19 protein-coding genes are annotated in these 18,767 nt (G+C 42.1%); 18 read left to right on the forward strand and 1 reads right to left on the reverse strand.

Annotation, left to right across the window (positions count from 1 at the left end; genetic code table 11):
• Positions 1-9: 9 nt before the first annotated feature.
• The 11 genes from tmk (at position 10) to pssA (ending at position 10,252) form a co-directional block, all read left to right on the forward strand.
• Complete coding sequence (gene tmk, locus LX73_RS01900; RefSeq protein ID WP_148897773.1) at positions 10-609, forward strand: dTMP kinase; 600 nt, start codon at positions 10-12, stop codon at positions 607-609.
• Between the two features lie 165 nt (positions 610-774).
• Positions 775-1,434 (forward strand): DUF4331 family protein, encoded by a 660-nt coding sequence (locus LX73_RS13160; protein ID WP_148897774.1) that lies wholly within the window; start codon positions 775-777, stop codon positions 1,432-1,434.
• 26 nt (positions 1,435-1,460) lie between these two features.
• Positions 1,461-2,000, forward strand: coding sequence for a DUF4331 family protein (locus LX73_RS13165; protein WP_148897775.1), 540 nt, complete (start codon positions 1,461-1,463; stop codon positions 1,998-2,000).
• 112 nt (positions 2,001-2,112) lie between these two features.
• A complete protein-coding gene (locus LX73_RS01915; protein ID WP_148897776.1) occupies positions 2,113-3,438 on the forward strand; it encodes a tetratricopeptide repeat protein in 1,326 nt (441 codons plus the stop codon).
• Positions 3,439-3,627: 189 nt separating this feature from the next.
• Complete coding sequence (locus tag LX73_RS01920; RefSeq protein ID WP_148897777.1) at positions 3,628-4,131, forward strand: SRPBCC family protein; 504 nt, start codon at positions 3,628-3,630, stop codon at positions 4,129-4,131.
• Between the two features lie 281 nt (positions 4,132-4,412).
• On the forward strand, positions 4,413-5,273 hold the full coding sequence (gene aroE, locus LX73_RS01925; RefSeq protein ID WP_148897778.1) for a shikimate dehydrogenase: 861 nt from the start codon (positions 4,413-4,415) through the stop codon (positions 5,271-5,273).
• Entirely contained in the window at positions 5,254-6,024 is a 771-nt protein-coding gene (gene pgeF, locus LX73_RS01930; protein WP_148897779.1) for a peptidoglycan editing factor PgeF, read from the forward strand. Before aroE ends, pgeF begins: the two co-directional genes overlap by 20 nt.
• 234 nt (positions 6,025-6,258) lie before the next feature.
• Entirely contained in the window at positions 6,259-7,407 is a 1,149-nt protein-coding gene (locus LX73_RS01935) for a 1-deoxy-D-xylulose-5-phosphate reductoisomerase (RefSeq protein WP_148897780.1), read from the forward strand.
• Positions 7,408-7,425: 18 nt separating this feature from the next.
• Positions 7,426-8,760, forward strand: a complete 1,335-nt coding sequence (rseP, locus tag LX73_RS01940) for an RIP metalloprotease RseP (protein ID WP_148897781.1) — start codon at positions 7,426-7,428, stop codon at positions 8,758-8,760.
• A gap of 21 nt (positions 8,761-8,781) precedes the next feature.
• Positions 8,782-9,432, forward strand: coding sequence for a phosphatidylserine decarboxylase family protein (locus LX73_RS01945; protein ID WP_148897782.1), 651 nt, complete (start codon positions 8,782-8,784; stop codon positions 9,430-9,432).
• Position 9,433: 1 nt separating this feature from the next.
• Positions 9,434-10,252 (forward strand): CDP-diacylglycerol--serine O-phosphatidyltransferase, encoded by an 819-nt coding sequence (pssA, locus tag LX73_RS01950; RefSeq protein WP_148897783.1) that lies wholly within the window; start codon positions 9,434-9,436, stop codon positions 10,250-10,252.
• Positions 10,253-10,399: 147 nt separating this feature from the next.
• Here the strand turns inward: pssA and LX73_RS01955 are convergent, their stop codons facing one another.
• Positions 10,400-11,344 (reverse strand): PorV/PorQ family protein, encoded by a 945-nt coding sequence (locus LX73_RS01955; protein WP_148897784.1) that lies wholly within the window; start codon positions 11,342-11,344, stop codon positions 10,400-10,402.
• Positions 11,345-11,691: 347 nt separating this feature from the next.
• Here LX73_RS01955 and trpE point away from each other — a divergent pair, with 347 nt between their 5' ends.
• The 7 genes from trpE (at position 11,692) to trpB (ending at position 18,731) form a co-directional block, all read left to right on the forward strand.
• Positions 11,692-13,155 (forward strand): anthranilate synthase component I, encoded by a 1,464-nt coding sequence (gene trpE / locus LX73_RS01960; RefSeq protein ID WP_148897785.1) that lies wholly within the window; start codon positions 11,692-11,694, stop codon positions 13,153-13,155.
• Positions 13,156-13,256: 101 nt separating this feature from the next.
• Complete coding sequence (trpS, locus tag LX73_RS01965; protein ID WP_148897786.1) at positions 13,257-14,243, forward strand: tryptophan--tRNA ligase; 987 nt, start codon at positions 13,257-13,259, stop codon at positions 14,241-14,243.
• Positions 14,244-14,307: 64 nt separating this feature from the next.
• Positions 14,308-14,895 (forward strand): anthranilate synthase component II, encoded by a 588-nt coding sequence (locus LX73_RS01970; RefSeq protein WP_148897787.1) that lies wholly within the window; start codon positions 14,308-14,310, stop codon positions 14,893-14,895.
• Between the two features lie 7 nt (positions 14,896-14,902).
• Positions 14,903-15,940 carry an anthranilate phosphoribosyltransferase gene (gene trpD, locus LX73_RS01975; RefSeq protein ID WP_148897788.1) on the forward strand — a complete coding sequence of 346 codons (1,038 nt, stop codon included), beginning with the start codon at positions 14,903-14,905 and terminating at the stop codon, positions 15,938-15,940.
• Between the two features lie 3 nt (positions 15,941-15,943).
• Positions 15,944-16,753: an indole-3-glycerol phosphate synthase TrpC gene (gene trpC, locus LX73_RS01980; protein ID WP_148897789.1), complete on the forward strand. Its 810-nt coding sequence runs from the start codon at positions 15,944-15,946 to the stop codon at positions 16,751-16,753.
• A gap of 6 nt (positions 16,754-16,759) precedes the next feature.
• Positions 16,760-17,434 carry a phosphoribosylanthranilate isomerase gene (locus tag LX73_RS01985; RefSeq protein WP_148897790.1) on the forward strand — a complete coding sequence of 225 codons (675 nt, stop codon included), beginning with the start codon at positions 16,760-16,762 and terminating at the stop codon, positions 17,432-17,434.
• A gap of 109 nt (positions 17,435-17,543) precedes the next feature.
• Positions 17,544-18,731, forward strand: coding sequence for a tryptophan synthase subunit beta (gene trpB / locus LX73_RS01990; protein WP_148897791.1), 1,188 nt, complete (start codon positions 17,544-17,546; stop codon positions 18,729-18,731).
• The last annotated feature ends 36 nt before the right edge of the window (positions 18,732-18,767 follow it).

Here is an 18,767-nt window from a genome sequence, read left to right on the forward strand (position 1 = left end):
AGGGATCTGGTGTTTATAACGTTCGAAGGCATTGACGGGAGCGGGAAGTCCACACAAATTAAAAACCTTGTACAAAAGCTTCGTCAAACAGGGGCAGAGGTACAAACCTTTCGTGATCCGGGTGGACCTGAAGTCTCAGAGAGAGTACGAGATCTACTGTTAAGCCCTGATTTTGAGATCGATCCCGTGACAGAATTATTGCTTTTTTCCTCGGCTCGGTCCCAGCTTGTAGCCGAATGCGTTTTGCCTAATCTGGAGCAAGGTTCTGTTGTAATTCTTGATCGGTTTTATGATTCAACAACAGCATACCAGGGGTACGGCCGAAAATCAGTTTCGCTGAATGAAATCCAAAAGCTCAATAATATAGCCAGCCATGGGCGTAAGCCTGACATTACAATATACATGAAGCTGTCACTGGCCGAAGCCAAAGAGCGATTGCCCGAAAAAAAAGACCGGATGGAACAGGCAGGGGATTCGTTTTTTGGAAAAGTAATCGAGGGATTTAATAAACTTGCTGAAGCTGAGGATCGCTTTTTTACTGTAGATGCCACAGAACCTGCAGAGAGAGTTCATAAAGAAATATGGAAGCACGTGCAGGCTCATCTTTAATCTGCTGTAGTTGGTTATTGGGAGAGAATAAATATAAGTGGTGCTTAAAATCGTTTTAAGCCTGTCTTAATTTATTTTCAGAAAAAATAAATCTGCTCTGGAAGAACAGTCGTATGTATGGATGAAGCGATAAGGTTTTAATCCTAAATAAACATACAAACTGTTATGAACTTAAAGAAAATACTTTTAATTAGCGGTTCTATTTTAGTTATAGCGGCCGTTGGAATTTTTGCTGCAGACCATATCGATGCGCCTGCAGTAGAAGGAACAACCAGCGATATTACGGATCTTTATGCCTTCCAGGCTCCAGATAATAATAGCAACTTGGTGTTTAACGTAAATACGCAAGGGCTTCTGTCGCCATCGGCTACACAGAATGCTTCATTTGATCCCAGTCAAATGATCGAAATTAATATCGATAATAACGGGGATCTGGTAGAAGATTTGGTCATCCAGTGTGTTTTTACCGAAAATGAAGTATTCGCTTACGGGCCTACGGCACCACCATCAACCGGTACAACCTCGGGAGTAAATCTGGATGCACAGCAGGTAAGTACCGAAATCACCCAGTCTGGAGAAAGTCCTGTGGTAGGTACCAGCAATGGCATCAGCCTCTTTGCCGGTCCGCGTGATGATCCCTTCTTCTTCGATTTTGAGCGTTACACAGCCATTATCAATGGAAATGAGTCTAGCTTTCGCGATCCCGGTGTAGATACTTTTGCTGGCACAAATGTGATGTCGCTTGTAGTTGAAGTCCCCAAAAATATGTTGGGCAATGCCGAAACGCTGAATGTTTGGGCTACAACTAATTCACGAACAAATTAATTACAAAACTATAGCAGGTATTATTTATGAAGTCTTTTAAACTTTTATCACTCTTATTTTTAGCAGCAACCTTAACGTTACTTGGCTGCGGTGACGACAATGGTCCCGAACCGCCGGTTCCCCAAGATGCGATGTTTTCGCAATCTGATCAGGTAGGCCGCCCGGCTATAAACACGGTGTTTGTTTCTTCAGGCAGCAAAGATGCGTTCAACACGACTGTACCCTCTAATATGAAGGGGCAGTACCAGCAACCCTTTGAAAATAAGCTGATGGCGTTGAATCCTAATTATAGCAAAAATGCCCTGGGACAAAATGCAGCTACTTTTACCACATTACTTTCTAATGATGTGCTGAATGTAGCTACCAGCGGTAAGACCACCTTTTTTGATGGGCAAAATGTGTTGACGGGGCGTTCGCTCAGTGATGATGTCATTGATACAGAACTATTGCTGATTTTTGGCGGTCCCGATGGTTCAGAAAATCCGGGTCTTACATCCGATAATGTGGACAGTAACGACAAGAACTTCCTAGACTCGTTCCCATATCTTGCTGCTCCGCATCAATAAAGTTTAGAAACACTTAATTTTTAGTCTTTATTCCGCACAGCCGGAGTATTATAGCTCCCGTTGTGCGGGATTTTAATATTAGCTAACAATGAATTACAGACGAAATTTGATAATGAAAACGATTAAGTCACTTATTGCTTGCGTATTAGGAATATTTGTAATTGGAGCCTGCAGTTCTCAGTCAACTCAGAAAAAGATTGTAGATGAGGCACAGATTAAAAAGTATTTATCCGAACAGCAGTTTACAGAAAATTCCGGATTAACAGATGTTCAAAAGAATATTTCGTTTTGGAAGGACCAGTTATCTGATGATCCTGGGAGCATGACCAATCGCGGCAAGTTGGCTGCAGCCTATTCCAGCCGATTTGGAATCACAAAAGACATCAATGACTTACACCGGGCTGACAGTTTATATAATATAGTTATTGAGCAAGCCGGAGGACGTACACCCGGGAATCTGCAGGCACTAGCTCAGACCGCTATTACAAAGCATGATTTTAAGTCTGCGCTCAAATACAGTCAACAGGCATTAGAGATCGGTGATGAAAAGGAAGCTTCTTTGTTACTGCTATTTGACAGTATGATGGAAACCGGAGATTACGAGTTGGCGAAGAAGAACTTACATCGCCTGAAGAACGAGCACAATTTTGGCTACATGATTCGTAAATCAAAATACAAAGACTACGAGGGACAGCTAGACTCTGCAATTACTTATATGGAAAAGGCAAGTAAATTGGTTGATCATGATAATAACGTTTTTGCCTGGTCGCTTAGTAATCTCGGGGATATGTATGGGCATGCCGGAAATGTTCAAAAATCCTACAATACCTATCTAGAAGTATTGAAAGCAGAGAACTCAAGGGCATCTTATCTTCATGTGCTTAAGGGTATTGCATGGATAGCCTATGCCCACGATCGCAATTTAGATTTTGCCCGAGAGGTTTTACGCTTTGTAAAGGAACAAAGCATGTCGCCGGATGTACACCTTACCCTTGCTGAGATAGCAGAGTTCAACGGTAATCAGGAGAAGAAAACAATGCATCTTCAAACATTTACCGAAGAAGCTCAAAAAGCTGCTTATCTTGGGATGTACAATTCGTACCTTATCGATCTTGCAATAACAGAATCTGAGGATTTTGATCGGGCACAAAAGCTTATTTCAAAAGAGCTTAACAACCGTTCAACGCCCCAAATTTACGATCTGAAAGCATGGATGCATTTTCATCAGGGGAATCACCAGAAAGCACTAAAGATTGTACAAGAAAGAGTAGAGGGACAAGCCCATGAACCGGTGCCTGCCTATCACATGGCCAAAATTTATCAGGCCAATGGGATGAAGGATAAAGCCCGAAAAAATTATGAACAGCTGTTGGAAGGTAGTTTTGAGTTAGGACCCGTTACCACAAATGATATAAATCAGCAGCTTTCGAAGCTTTGATTGAAGAAGTAAAAATCAGTAATATTACTGACTGATAAAAAGGGGGCAACCGCAAAAACAAAATTAATTGTTGATTAGGCAAAAAATGGTTATTTTTATCTCATTGTGGGAAAATCCTAATTGAAAATTGAAAACCTGCTTTTCAACACATTCAATTACTAATCATAACCAATCTCGAAGTAACAAATTATGGCGCACGAAAGAATTGAAGTTGACCTGCCTCTAGCCAAAGTTTATGAATACTTAAGCGACCCTGCTTACTTTCCTCACTTTTTTGAGCGTATTGAAAGAGTTAATAAAATTAACTCCCAAACTTTTGAATTGTCCACCACATTGGCCGGTGAGCCTTTTGAGTGGACAACTAATATCATTGATGATCTGCGGAATACACGGTTCGCCTGGATTACTATTAATGGTAATCTAAACCAAACCGGTACTATCCGATTTACTCCGCTCGATAATGGAGAGCGTACACGTGTCGATTTTAGCCTTGATTACCGTACATTTTACGGTGAGCCGGGCGAAGAGCTGGCTGAATTTATTCAGGGCTTGCCGGCACAGATGAAAAAAGATCTTCAACGTTTCAAGGAGGAAGCTGAAGACGGTATGTTTAAGCAAAATGCCGACGATACGCTTTCCGCTATTGAGGAAGAAGAAAAGGAAGCTGAGGCAGAAGAAGAGGCTGCTGCCTAATAAGCTTTTAAATCAATTCTAGGTATAAAATGCGCACTTCAAGGTGCGCATTTTTTTTATCTATACTTTTTAGTGTTTTAAGTCTTTATGTTATCCTGAACCAACTAATGAGTTGGATCAGGATTTATTTCAAGATTTCCTAAAGCGATTCATTCTGTAATTGATTAATACTCCCTGACTTTAGGAGATCTTGGATTAGGATTTGAGATAACAGAGAATAGCTTCAGCATTATAATACACAATATTATATCCCAACTGCTAACGAGTACTTTTTGGTGTCTATGAACCTGACAAACTTTCTACAAAGTGATCGTGCTGATAACCCGCACTATCTATTATTAGGTCATCCGGTGGAACACAGTTGGTCACCGTTGATGCATAATACTGCATTGAAGTTTTATGATATGAGTGCTCGTTACTTTGCGGTAGATCTACAAAATAATGAATTTAGCAGACTCAGTTCATACTTGAACTCTCCAACTTTTCTGGGAGCTAATGTTACCATTCCTTATAAGCAGATGATCAGTGATTATTTGGATGATACCGATACTATTGCAAAGGATATTGGTGCGGTTAATACCATTGTGAAAGAGAGTGGAAGGCTATGGGGGGCAAACACAGACTGCGTGGGATTTACGGCTCCGCTGGAAAGCCTTGAGCACCAGCTGAAGGATGGCAGCGCAATTGTTTTTGGAACAGGTGGTGCAGCAAAGGCAGTTGTTGCAGGACTTGAAAAAAAAGGTATCGAAGAAATTTATCTTATTTCCAGAAATCCACATAGCCAAACATTTTTTAATGATTATAGTTATGTAAATATTGAGTCTTATCACAGTTGGACAACATTCGCTGATGAGACGGCTATTATCGTTAATACTACTCCGTTGGGTATGCATCCCAAGGTTAATGAGTCGCCGGTCCGTGAATCAGAAAAAGAAAGTCTAGCTAATTCAATATGTTATGATCTTGTCTATAATCCACTTGAAACCACATTTTTACAGCAAGCCCAGTCAGTAGGAGCCGAAACCATCAGCGGATTGGAGATGTTAATTCATCAGGGTAGTAGATCATTTGAATATTGGACTGGTCGCCCGTTTCCCATAGGAACCGTAAGAGAAAAACTTTATGAGCAACTCAAAAACTGAGCTGTCCGTCATTTCACCTAAAATATTAGACGAGCAAGCGGAGGTCAGGGCATGGTTTACACTTAAAAATCCTCAATATAAGGTTGATGACCAGCTTGCTTCTGGGTTAAACCTTGGCCGCAATACCCCCGAGCACAAAAATGTGATCAATCGAAACCGAACCACTTTATATGAGACACTAGATATTAATCCACAGTGGGTAGCAACGGCTGATCAAGTCCACAGCAATAAAATAGAAGAAATAACTGAAGGAGGAACATTTAAGGCAACAGATGGACTGATTACCCGGATACCGGGTCTTACATTAGCGATACAAGTTGCTGATTGTGCTGCTATATTGCTATGGGATGAACACAACAAGATAGTAGCTGCCCTGCATGCCGGATGGCGTGGGGCTGTGGCAGATATTGTGCCCATGAGTATTGAGCATATGACCGCACTAGGCGGGGATCCTCAAAAGACAAAAGCATTTGTAAGCCCATGTATTTCAGTTGCCAATTTTGAAGTGGGTCACGAGGTGGCCGAACAGTTTCCTGATCAGTTTGTAGATTATGAGAGTTATAAGAAACCACACGTAGATTTAAAAAGATTTTTGGAACAGCAGCTTCGAGAAGGGGGATTACTGGAATCTAATATTGAAATCCGTTCGGAGTGTACTATTGCTAACGCCGAGCAGTTTTATTCTTATCGCCGCGAAGGAGATCAAAGTGGGCGGATGATGGCACTTATCCAAATAAGCGAGCATTCATAACAGAACATGATGTTTTTGATCCGTGAAGGCGGATTATCTTGGTTGGCTTTTGTTCTCAATACAAGGTCTGCAACTTCGAGACGAAATCGATATTTAGTAGCCCACCACGATCTTCTGCTGATACTTTTATTGTTAGGCTGTTATAAGCCAATCTATATAGTGTTACTGCATAATCTATTCTGACTTCTACTTGATTTTATCTATCTTCATGTTCTTTTGAATTGAGAGAAACGAATGGTGAAGCAGAAAAATCTCGTCATATTAGGTTCTACCGGATCTATCGGTCAACAGGCGCTGGAGGTTGTTGGGGAGCATCCCAAAGAGTTTAGCATTACAGCGCTGACCTGTAACACCAGCTGGCAAAAGATCGTAGAGCAGGCCAAGTTGTTCCAGCCCGACTATGTTTGGGTACAAAACAAATATATAGATGAGACTACGGAAGCTCTTTCTCAAAGTGATACCGAGGTGATAAGTGGACATCAGCATTTGCTTGATTTGGCTACTTTAGATGAGGCCGACGTTATCTTGAACAGCTTAGTTGGTTATGCAGGATTTGAACCAACTATTGAGGCCATAAAAGCTGATAAAACAGTAGCGCTTGCCAATAAAGAGTCTTTGGTTGTAGGGGGCGAACTGATTAATGATTTGTTGGGGAATAACAATGCCCGGCTGATACCTGTAGATTCTGAACACAGTGCTATTTTACAGTGTTTGGAAGGAGAAGACAGAGATACGATGGACAAGCTGATTATAACCGCAAGCGGCGGTCCTTTTCGTACGTGGACTAAACAGCAGATGCAGGATATTACTGTTGAGGATGCGCTTGATCATCCGAACTGGTCTATGGGCGCTAAAATTACCATTGATTCAGCGACAATGATGAATAAGGGATTGGAAATTATTGAAGCGTATCAGTTGTTCGATTTGCCGCTTTCAAAGATTGAAGCTGTGGTACATCCACAAAGTGTTATTCATTCTATTGTTACTTTTACCGATGGTTCGAGCAAAGCACAGCTTGGGCCGCCGACCATGAAGGTGCCCATTTTATATGCGCTTAGTTATCCTGATCGGTTGGCATGCGAGGCTCCACTGCTGGATTGGAGCCAAGCCTTTGATTTAACATTTGAACCGGCTGATACAGATCGATTTCCGTGTTTGAAACTAGCGATAGATGCGGCTAAAGAGGGCGGTTTGGCTCCGGCTATCCTTAATGCCGCAAATGAAATTGCTGTGCATCGTTTTTTGAATGAAGAAATTGCCTATATTAAAATTCCGACAATTATTGAAAACTGTTTAAATGAAATATCCTGTGCTACTGAAATTTCGCTGGATACGTTAAGAAACATAGATCAACAGACCAGAGAATTAGCTTTAACATTATAAATTGTATCGTTACGCTTCATGGAATGGATTGTAAGTTTACTTTCAACGCTGGGTATTTTTGCTGCTGCACTACTTATTTTGGTATTCGTTCACGAGCTGGGTCACTTTTTAGCGGCTAAGCTTTTTGGAATGCGTGTAGAGCGGTTTTCACTGGGATTTCCACCGCGTATATTTGGAATTCAGAAGGGAGAAACTGATTACTGTCTTGGTGCTACACCGCTTGGCGGGTATGTAAAAATTACGGGGATGATGGATGAAGCTATGGAAACCGACCATCTGGATGAAGAGCCCAAACCCTGGGAGTTTCGAAGTAAGCCGGTTTGGCAGCGTATTATCGTAATTACGGCGGGTGTTATTTTCAATATGATATTAGCCTTCTTTATTTTTGGCGGATTGGCATATACATCCGGCAAAACAAAAGTTGAGTTGGATAGCGTAGATGGTATTTATGTAGCGGAAAAATCATTGCCGGCACGTGCGGGTTTCCAAACAGGTGACAAACTTATTGGCGTCAATGGTAAGGAGGTTCCCTATTTTAATGATCTTTTTGCTCCTGATAAGATGCTGTCGTCTTCCCTAAGCTTTATGGTGATGCGTGATGGATCCCGAACTACAGTAAATGTTGCCGATAGCCTTATTGATGATATTGGCAATCAGGGATTTATCAGCATTGCAGATGCACTCCCAAGCCGAATAAGCCGTACAGTAGAGGGGAGTCCCGCCGATAAAGTGGGTATTAAGGGCGGGGATATAATAACAGCGATTAATGGTAACGAAATTCGTTATTGGAAACAGCTGGTAGACAAAATTAATACTGCTACCGATCCCATGGAAATTACCGTCAACAGGGCAGGCAAGCAGATGAAGTTTGTAGTTAGTCCCAATGAAAATAACAAGCTGGGAATTTATGCTCCTACCGACGACGTATTTGATATCGTTCAGTTTGAATATGACTTGGTAGAATCTGCCCGCGTGGGAGTAGAGGAAACATATTCAACGGTATCGGGCATTATAGGTGGGTTTAGCAAAATGTTTTCGGGAGATATTTCTGTTCGCAAAAATTTAGGTGGACCAGTAGCCATAGCAAATGTTACAAAACAGGCAACGGAGTCGGGGGGCTTTGCAGGATTTTGGAATATTACGGCCTTTTTGAGTATAACACTGGCGATTATGAATATTTTGCCTATCCCTGTTCTTGATGGCGGTCATCTTATGTTTTTAATTTACGAAGGTGTTACGCGTCGTGAACCATCCCCAAAGGTGAAAATGGCGCTGCAGCAAATTGGCTTTCTGCTTCTTATTGCGCTTATGATTTTTGTTACCTTTAATGACATTCTTCGACAGTTCGGCTAATCTGGAATTAATAACTCATTTATGTTTGCACGAGACGGTTATACAACAATTATTGTAACTACGCTTTTTGCGATCATGGTCTGTGGGCTCGGGTATTATATGGGACACTGGACATCTTACGTCCTATATACATCAATGGTACTGCTGGTCGCTTTTATCTTGTTCTTTTTCCGGGATCCCGATCGTGAAATTACCGAAGGTGATAACCTGATTTTATCTCCGGCCGATGGAAATATTGTACAAATCAAAGAAGTACAAGAAGATAAATATATCAAAGGGAAGGCCCTGCAGATTAGTATTTTCTTATCCCCGATGGATGTACACGTCAACCGTGTGCCGGTAAAAGGGGAGTTGGAGTATTTGGAGTATGAGCCGGGCATTTTTCTGGTTGCTTATGATCACCGCGCCTCCGACTTGAATGAGCGTGCAGATTTTGGAGTTCGTCATCCCTCGGGAACAAAAATATTTTTCCGGCAGATTACTGGTTTTCTTGCCCGGCGTATTGTTTATCATATTACCAAAGGAGATGAATTAAGAACAGGCGACCGTTTTGGGATGATGAAGTTTGGTTCTAGAATGGATATACTTGTTCCTCCAGAAGTGGATGTAAACGTTTCGGAAGGCGAAAAAGCAGTAGCAGGACAAACAATTTTAGCGACTATCAACGCATAGCATGAAATATCCCATACAAAAGTGGAAGCGGTTTAGGCGCAAGCGTAAAAAAAAGAAGGGCGATAAGTCTGACAAGCAAATTCCCCGTACGGTTATTCCCAGTTTTTTTACACTGATGAATTTGTTTTGTGGATTTCTGGCAATTATCAGTGTTGCCGAAGGCCGATTATTTTTTGGAGCCTGGCTTATTGTTTTTGCCGGTTTGTTTGACGCTCTTGATGGTTTTATGGCCCGCCTCTCTAATGCTACCAGTCAGTTTGGTATTGAATTGGACTCCATCAGTGATGTAGTCTCTTTTGGTGTAGCCCCCGGATTTTTGCTCTATAAGTTTGGGCTTGATGAAATGCTGTTTGCCGGCATTATTTTAAGTGCGCTTACTCCCATTTGTGGTGCTGTACGCCTTGCTCGCTATAATGTAGATGTACAGGAAAGCCGCGACGATTTTTTTAAAGGTTTACCAACACCGGGACAGGCTATTATGATTGCATCTTTTTATCTGACCTTTTACGACCGGCTAGAAATGTTTGAAATATTTGAATACGGACTGAATACCGTATTGGTGCCGCTTATTATTTTGTTATCATTTCTGATGGTTAGTACCATTCCATTTGATAAAATTCCCAGCTTTGAAAAAGAAGCCATTAAAAAGCATAAAGGTAAGTTTACGCTGTTTATTTTTTATGGGATACTCATCGTTATCTTCCAGGAGGTAGGTTTGATGATTGTGTTTTCAGCCTTTATTCTAAAAGCGATTATCCTGGGTGCTTATTTTTTCTGGAAAGAAATTTTTGATGATGATTTTCTGGAAGAATCTCACTAGCGTGATTGTTTTTATTTAAAACAATTCCTGCCATTCTGTTTCAAGACCAAGACAATTTAATATCCCATTTTAAGTCTTTCCTTGAAGAATAGGCAAAATATTAATCTGTTGTATCACTTCAGATTGAAAAAGGACAGAGGCGAAAGGTCAAAATTGATAGTTTATCCCTAATGAATGTGCAGTGCCAAATCCTGTTTCAAAGGGGGAAAGACTGTAGTTGGCACGTACGGATCCAATAGTAAATTCTGCCCCGGCACTCCAGCGGCGAACGGTATCACCGGCATTATAGCCGGATTGCAAGGTAATAGTCTCTGCAACTTCAAGTTGAACGGCCATGGTAGTGTAGGGAGTGGCCCGCGTGGTTGACTGTGTAGTATTTTGTATCTGATTAGTTGGTATCACCCAGTCGTTTAGCAGTTGCATCGTAATTGGAAAATTATTTTGTGGAGCTGTAAAAGTAATAACCTCAATATTTATCCCTGCTTTAAAACGAGTAGGCAATGTACTTGCTTCTGACCGAAGCTCATTCATTTGTCCAAGATTAAGAAAGCTTGTTCCCAAATGGATACGATCATTCCACAATTTTGTGGCAGCACCAAAGCTAGCTGAATATCCCGATGCACTGTAGATATAATATTCCTCCCACAAATACTGAAGCGTAGCTCCCAATGTTATCGGACCAACCTGATGAGCATATGCGCCACTGAGTGATAAAAAGCTTATCGAGAAGGTACCATTTGCCGGACCGGCTTGGTTACCCCGAAGTGCAATATTATCAGTTTGAGCTCCAAGAAATCCAAAGGCCAGTGCCCGTGGCCCTTTTTTAAAATTGACAGCCGCATGAGCAATTGACAGACCTGCAATCCAAGAGCTGTAGTCGGCATTAAGGTTAGAACTGGGTTCCAATGCTAAATTAGCGGGATTGGCATAAATGTCAGATCCTCCCAGTAAGCTAGCTGTTACTGTTTCATTGAGTGCCAATGCTTTGGTACCGGGACCAATAGTGAGCAGCTCTAGACCGTTACTCTGGGCAAAACTACAACAGCTTATTCCAAGCAATAAAATACAAAAACTTATTTTTTTGATACGCATGCTCCTAACTGAAATCTGAATACGATCTATTTTCTGGGAAAAACTTATAATTGTATCTGTTCTAATATAGGTTTTATTTATAGCAAATAAACGTGTTGATTTTCGAGTGCCCGCCCATTATCTTCAGGTCGTTATGGAAAAATCTACTCATAAAAATGTCAGTTGGTGGTGGCTCCGATAAATTGGAGCAGTGGCATTCTTATGAGTTAGATTTATACATCGATCTTAGCAAGCCCACTGCAGTCAAGCTGGAGTGGGCTTTTTTGTTTTTAAAAGGTTGGCATTACAACTAAAGTAGTTAAAAATAATTTTCTTAAGACCCCGTGTCCTAGCGGCAGAAAAAAATTATGGAACTAGAAAAATTTAAACAACTAGCAGACAATTATACTGCTATTCCGGTATATCGCCGATTAATGGCCGATGTACTGACTCCGGTTTCACTGTTTTTATCTTTGCGAAAAGACAGTAAATATCCCTTTTTGCTGGAATCTGTGGAAGGGGGAGAACAGGTAGCTCGGTATTCTTTTTTAGGCCGAAATCCGTACCAGATACTGCAATATGATGGCCAAAATGTAGAGTTGAAAAAAAATAATAGCACCCAGCAGCTTGACCAATCTTACTTTGAAGCGTTGAGAACATTAACGACCCAGCATCGCGAACCTGATATTCCCGAATTGCCTCGGCTGTCGGGTGGGGCGGTAGGGTTTTCATCCTACGATACCGTTCGGGAGATCGAAGAGCTCGGAAATGTCCCAGAAGATGATACTGATATCCCCGAAGCTATCTGGGCGTTTTATGATGAAGTATTTGCCTTTGACCATGTAAAGCAGCAGGTCATCATTATAAATACGGTGTTTGTAGATGATGAAACTACGGATGTTGAGAATTTATATACCAAGGCACAGGATCGACTCGATGAGCTAGAGGAATTGGTCTATCAGCCGGAGCATGCATCGGATTCATTTTCCATAAACCCCGATGCATTGACCAGTAATGTGGAGCAGCACGAATTTGAAGAGATGGTACAGCAGGCCCAGCAGTATATTTATGAAGGGGATATCTTTCAGGTAGTACTTTCGCAGCGGTTTGAAACAGACTTTAATGGGGATCGTTTTATGTTGTATCGCGCGTTGCGGATGGTGAACCCATCACCGTACTTATTTTTTCTGGACTTTGAAGATTTTGCACTGGTGGGATCATCACCTGAGGTGTTGGTACGCGTACAGGATGATACAGCCCAGCTGTTACCCATCGCAGGTACACGTCCGCGCGGACAGACGCCTGAAGAAGATTTAGAGTTGGAACAAGATCTCAAAAACGATCCCAAAGAAATTGCAGAGCACGTTATGCTGGTGGATTTAGGAAGAAATGATTTATCTCGGGTTTGCAAGCCGTCCACTGTACGTCCTGTCCGTGAGCAGGTAATTGAGCGTTACTCCCATGTGATGCATATTGTTTCAGATATAAAAGGCGAGCTGGCTGAAGATCAGACCTCGGTAGATGCGTTGATGCGTTGTTTCCCCGCAGGAACAGTTAGTGGAGCACCTAAAATTCGGGCTATGGAAATTATTGACGAGCTGGAACCAACTAAGCGCGGTCCCTATGCCGGGGCAGTGGGCTACTTTGATTTCTCCGGTAATATGGATACTTGCATTGTCATCCGTACCATGATGGTTACCGGATCAAAAGTCTATATACAGGCCGGGGCTGGTATTGTGGCTGACAGTGATCCCAAGAAAGAATATCTTGAAACAAAAAATAAGGCCGATGCACTGGTAGAAGCACTCAGCGTAGCGTTGGAAATTGAATAGGAATTAAACCACAGAGTAATGCAGAGAATGACATCGAGATAATCAAACCTCTGTTGACTCTATAGTTAACACAATAACATTATTGAAAAAATAGACGAACAATGAACACGATTTTATCAGGTATTCAGTCATCAGGTAAATTGCACCTTGGCAATTATTTCGGTGCGTTGCGTCAGCACATACAGATGCAGGAAGAAGGTGATGCCTTTTACTTTATTGCTAATTACCATTCTCTTACGTCTATAAATGACGGTGAAGAGATTAGGCAAAATACTATTGACGTTGCCCTCGATTATTTAGCCTTGGGCTTAGATCCCGACAAAGCTACGTTTTTTGTACAGAGTGATGTACCCCAACATGCCGAGCTGGCGTGGATTTTAGGTACTTTTTGTCCCGTTAGCCTGATGGAAAAGGGCGTTGCTTATAAGGATAAAATACAGCAGGGGCTAAAGCCAAACATTGGCTTGTTTACCTATCCTATTTTACAAGCAGCAGATATCTTGATGTATGATGCCGACCTTGTGCCTGTGGGCAAAGATCAAAAGCAAAATATTGAAATCTGTCGCGATCTGGCTGGTAAGTTTAATCATAATTATGGGGAAGAGCTGCTAAAGCTTCCTGAACCACATATTTTGGAATCTGTAGCCGTTGTTCCCGGCATTGACGGGCAAAAGATGAGTAAATCATACGATAATACCATTGGAATTTTTGATGAGGGCAAAACACTTGAGAAACAAGTGATGTCTATCCAAACGGATTCTACACCATTGGATGAACCTAAAGATCCTGAAAGTTGCAATGTTTTTGCACTTATCAAGTTATTTGCTGATGAGGAAAAACAAAATGAGATTGCCCAAAAATATCGGGATGGTGGTTATGGCTACGGTCATGCCAAAAAGGAATTGCTGGCAATGATCGAAGACTATTTTGCGGAAGCACGTGCCAAGCGCAAAGAGTTGGCTCAAGATCTGGACACCGTCCGAGATATTCTGAGTGAAGGCGGAAAAAAAGCTCGTGCACGAGCAGAAAAGGTCATGGAGCCAGTACGTGAGGCTACAGGACTGCTAAAAAGTTATGATTTTAAGTAAAACTATATGCTTTAAAATCCTCTTGGAAGAATATTGAAGAGGATAATATTAAAATGTAAGAACAATGATTTTAATCATAGACAATTACGATTCATTTACTTATAACCTCGTTCACATTGTAGCTGAGCATACTGATAACTACCGGGTCATCCGTAATGATGATCTTTCTCTGGATGAGGTGGCAGAGCTTGACTTGGAAGGTATTCTTATTTCTCCCGGACCCGGCCGTCCGGAAGAGGCGGGCATAACCAAGCCGGTGGTTAAAGAATTAGGAAGAACCGTCCCCATTCTTGGTGTTTGTCTGGGACATCAGGCTATTGGAGAAGTTTTTGGCGGCAAAATTGTGCAGGCCCCGACATTAATGCACGGTAAAACATCGAATATCAGTCATGACAATAAGTCTATATTCAACGATATTCCCCAAGAATTTACGGCAACACGTTATCATTCGCTGGTGTTGGATCCCGCCCAAATTCCAGATCAGTTGGAGGTTACCGCACGCAGCGAGGATGAAGTGATTATGGGGATACGGCATCATCAGCATCCTATAGAAGGAATCCAGTTTCATCCGGAAAGCTTGTTAACTAAAGCCGGACCAAAGCTGATAACAAACTGGTTACAGCAAATTAAAACTGAACCTAAATTGACGTAAAACAGAGATGGATTTTAAACAAATATTAGAAAAGTTAGCAGAACGACAGGACTTAACGCAAAGCGAAGCTAAGAATGCCTTACAGAGTATTATTGAAGGTGAAGTTGGTGTAGAACGAACCACTGCTTTTTTACTGGGTATGCGCTCAAAGGGAGAAACAATAGAAGAACTAACATCTTTTGTGCAGGTGATGCGCGATGCAGCTATTTCTCCGGATGTACCGGTTGAAGGAGCAGTTGACTTGTGTGGTACCGGAGGTGATAACTCGGGAACGTTTAATATTTCAACGGCCGCTATGTTTGTGGTGGCAGGGGCAGGAGTACCCGTTTTGAAGCACGGAAATCGCAGTGTGTCAAGCCAAAGCGGCAGTGCAGATGTTTTAGAGGCACTTGATATTGTGGCCACTCTGCAGAAAGAACAAATTGAGCATGTATTTGATGAAATTAATGCCTGCTTTATGATGGCTCCAAATTTCCATCCGGCTATGAAGCACGTGATGCCGGCACGGCAGGTGCTGGGTATTCGTTCATTTTTTAACACTATGGGGCCATTACTTAATCCGGCAGGAGTTCGCCGGCAGGTCGTTGGGGCTTTTGATAAACGTACCGCAGGCCAAATTGCGGATATCTTATCTAATTTAGATTCGGAGCGCGTATATAGTGTTCATGCTCGTGATGGTCTGGATGAGTTTAGCCTCAGTGCGCCCACCTTTGTATATGAAATTGAAGATAATGAGCTTAAAACGGAACGAGAATTTGATGCGGCTTCACTCAGATTTGATCCGGTAAGCCTGCAAGATCTCCAGGGTGGTGATCGATTCTTCAATGCAAATATTATCCGTTCTGTGCTAGAAGGTAATGCCAAGCCGGCACATCGTAACATTGTACTGCTAAATGCTACGTTTGGTATTCATGTATCTGGCAAAGCCGATTCACTAGAGCAGGCTAAGAAAATGGCTATTGAGAGTATTGATTCGGGAGCAGCACTACAATTGTTGCACCGGATGAGTGAAGCAACAAATGATATCATGGAGGTAAGTGAATAATTTATGGCTAATATTTTAGATGAGATTGTAGAGCAAACGGTTGCTGATCTTAAAAAACGAAAGCGTAAAGTCACCTATAACGACTTGGGCAATATGGATTTATTTGAGAAACCCTCGAAAAATTTTAAGGGTGCACTACAGCTTGATAATGATGTGGCCATTATTGCAGAAATTAAAAAAGCATCGCCTTCAAAAGGACTCATCCGCCCGGATTTTTATCCAAAACAGATCGCTCGACAGTATCAGGACGGGGGAGCAGCTGCAATATCTGTACTTACTGATGCTCCTGCCTTTAAAGGTAGTTTAGAATATTTAGAAATTGCATCTAAGGAAGTCGATATACCATTGCTGCGCAAAGATTTCATTGTAGATCCATACCAGGTGAAAGAAGCCAAAGCTTACGGTGCTGATGCTGTGTTATTAATTGCCACAATTACGGATGGTCATCAGCTGCAGGAATTATTGCACGCTGCAAAGGAATTTGAGCTACAAGCTCTGGTAGAATGCTATTCGGAAGACGATACTGAATATATTAATTTTGACCATATGGATATACTTGGCGTTAATAATCGTGATCTTCGTACCTTTGGGGTTGACTTGCACCGCGGCGTAGAATTACTGCAAAATGCACCAGAAGATATGGTGTTGGTTTCAGAAAGTGGACTCAGTAATGCCGAAGATCTACAGTTTTTGTTTGATAATGATATTGATGCTGCGCTGATTGGAGAATACTTTATGCGACAGGATAACCCAGGGCAGGCAGTGGCAGAGCTAAAATCAGAATTTAAGAATTTAATTACTCAAGAAACGTAAAGATAGATGTTTGCAGATCCTGAAGAACGAACAAAAGTAAAAATTTGTGGAATTACATCACTTGAAGATGCGCGCTTTGTATCTGGTGCGTTGGCTCATTATATGGGGTTTATCTTTTATGAAGACAGCTCGCGCCATATTACCCCGGCAAAGGCGGGCGCCATTATCAATTGGCTGCACGGCCCAGACTGTGTAGGTGTATTTGTTAATCAGCCGCTGGATGATGTGAACATGATAGGTCGGCAGACTGGCATCGATTATGTGCAGCTGCATGGCAACGAAAATCCGGATTACTGTTCGCTGGTGGACAAACCGATCATAAAGGCCATTCACGTAGAGGAAGATGATACCACATCAGATTTAAAGAGTCGCATTGAGCCGTATCTCGACCACGTGGAATACCTTTTGTTTGATACCAAGATCGAAGGCGAATGGGGCGGGACCGGCCAGTCGTTTGAATGGTCAATATTGGATGACGTAGCGGATGGCGTACCATACTTTTTGGCCGGTGGATTAAATCGCGATAACATTAGGACAGCCTGCAAGCAGGTACATCCTTATGCTGTTGATGTTTCCAGTGGATTAGAAGCCAAGCCGGGTGTTAAAGACTTTGACAAGGTGGAAAAATTCATGGAAGAAATGCGAGATATTTGGGATCAACAAGAGATTGGCGAATTATAGTTTTGAGTATAAATATTGAGTAGAAAAGCTTATATCATCCTGAACCGAAGCTCTGAGCGTGTTTCAGTAATTCCTTTCAGGAGCTAACTTAAAATACAAGAATTTTGAAATGACATATAATCTACCAACAAAAGAAGGATATTACGGTAATTTTGGAGGCAAGTTTGTCCCCGAAATACTTATTCCGGTACTCGAGGAGCTGGAAGAAGCCTATGAAGAGGCTTGGAATGATAATTCCTTTCGTAAAGAATACCACCAATTGCTGGATGAATATGTTGGCCGGCCGACAAAGCTAACTTACGCTAACCGACTGACTGACCACTATGGTAAGGCCAGAATTTATCTTAAACGCGAGGATTTATGTCATACCGGTGCACATAAAATTAATAACGCTGTTGGACAGATTTTACTGGCGCAGCGTATGGGCAAAGATCGGATTATTGCTGAGACGGGTGCCGGTCAGCATGGTGTGGCAACTGCTACGGCCTGCGCAAAGTTTGGCGTTGATTGTATTGTTTATATGGGCGCTGAAGATATGGAACGTCAGAAACTAAATGTAGAACGTATGCGGTTGCTTGGTACCGAAGTACGGCCCGTAACCAGTGGTTCTGAGACCCTGAAAGATGCGACCAACGAGGCTATTCGCGACTGGGTGACCAACGTAGAAGATACGTTTTACATTATCGGTTCGGTGGTAGGCCCCCATCCGTATCCCAAGATGGTGCGCAATTTTCATCAGGTAATTGGAGACGAAACGAGACAACAGCTGCAAAAAGCCGAGGATACAGAAGTCCCTGATTATCTATTGGCCTGTGTAGGCGGGGGATCTAATGCAATGGGGATATTCTATCCCTTTATTGATGATGAATCCGTCGAGATGTATGGACTGGAAGCCGCCGGACATGGTGCCAATACAGATCAAACAGCTGCGACACTTACTATCGGTCAACCCGGTGTGCTGCATGGATCTATGAGCTATCTCTTACATAATTCTGAAGGCCAAATTCAGTTAGCACACTCTATATCTGCCGGACTCGATTATCCGGGTATCGGGCCCGAGCATTCGTATTTACATGACAGTGGGCGCGTAACGTACAAAGGTATCACAGATGAAAAGGCCATGGAGGGGGTGAAGCTGCTTTCCGAGACAGAAGGAATTATTCCTGCTTTGGAGACTGCTCACGCCGTATCCTACCTCGATGAACTAATGCCTAGGACATCCAAAGATGAAATTGTAGTACTGAATTGTTCCGGCCGCGGAGATAAGGATATGGGCACAATCTCAAAAAATTTATAATTATTGAAATTAAATGCAGTTTATTTGGGCTAAATA

This window comes from Fodinibius salinus, assembly GCF_008124865.1.
GTDB lineage: Bacteria > Bacteroidota > Rhodothermia > Balneolales > Balneolaceae > Fodinibius > Fodinibius salinus.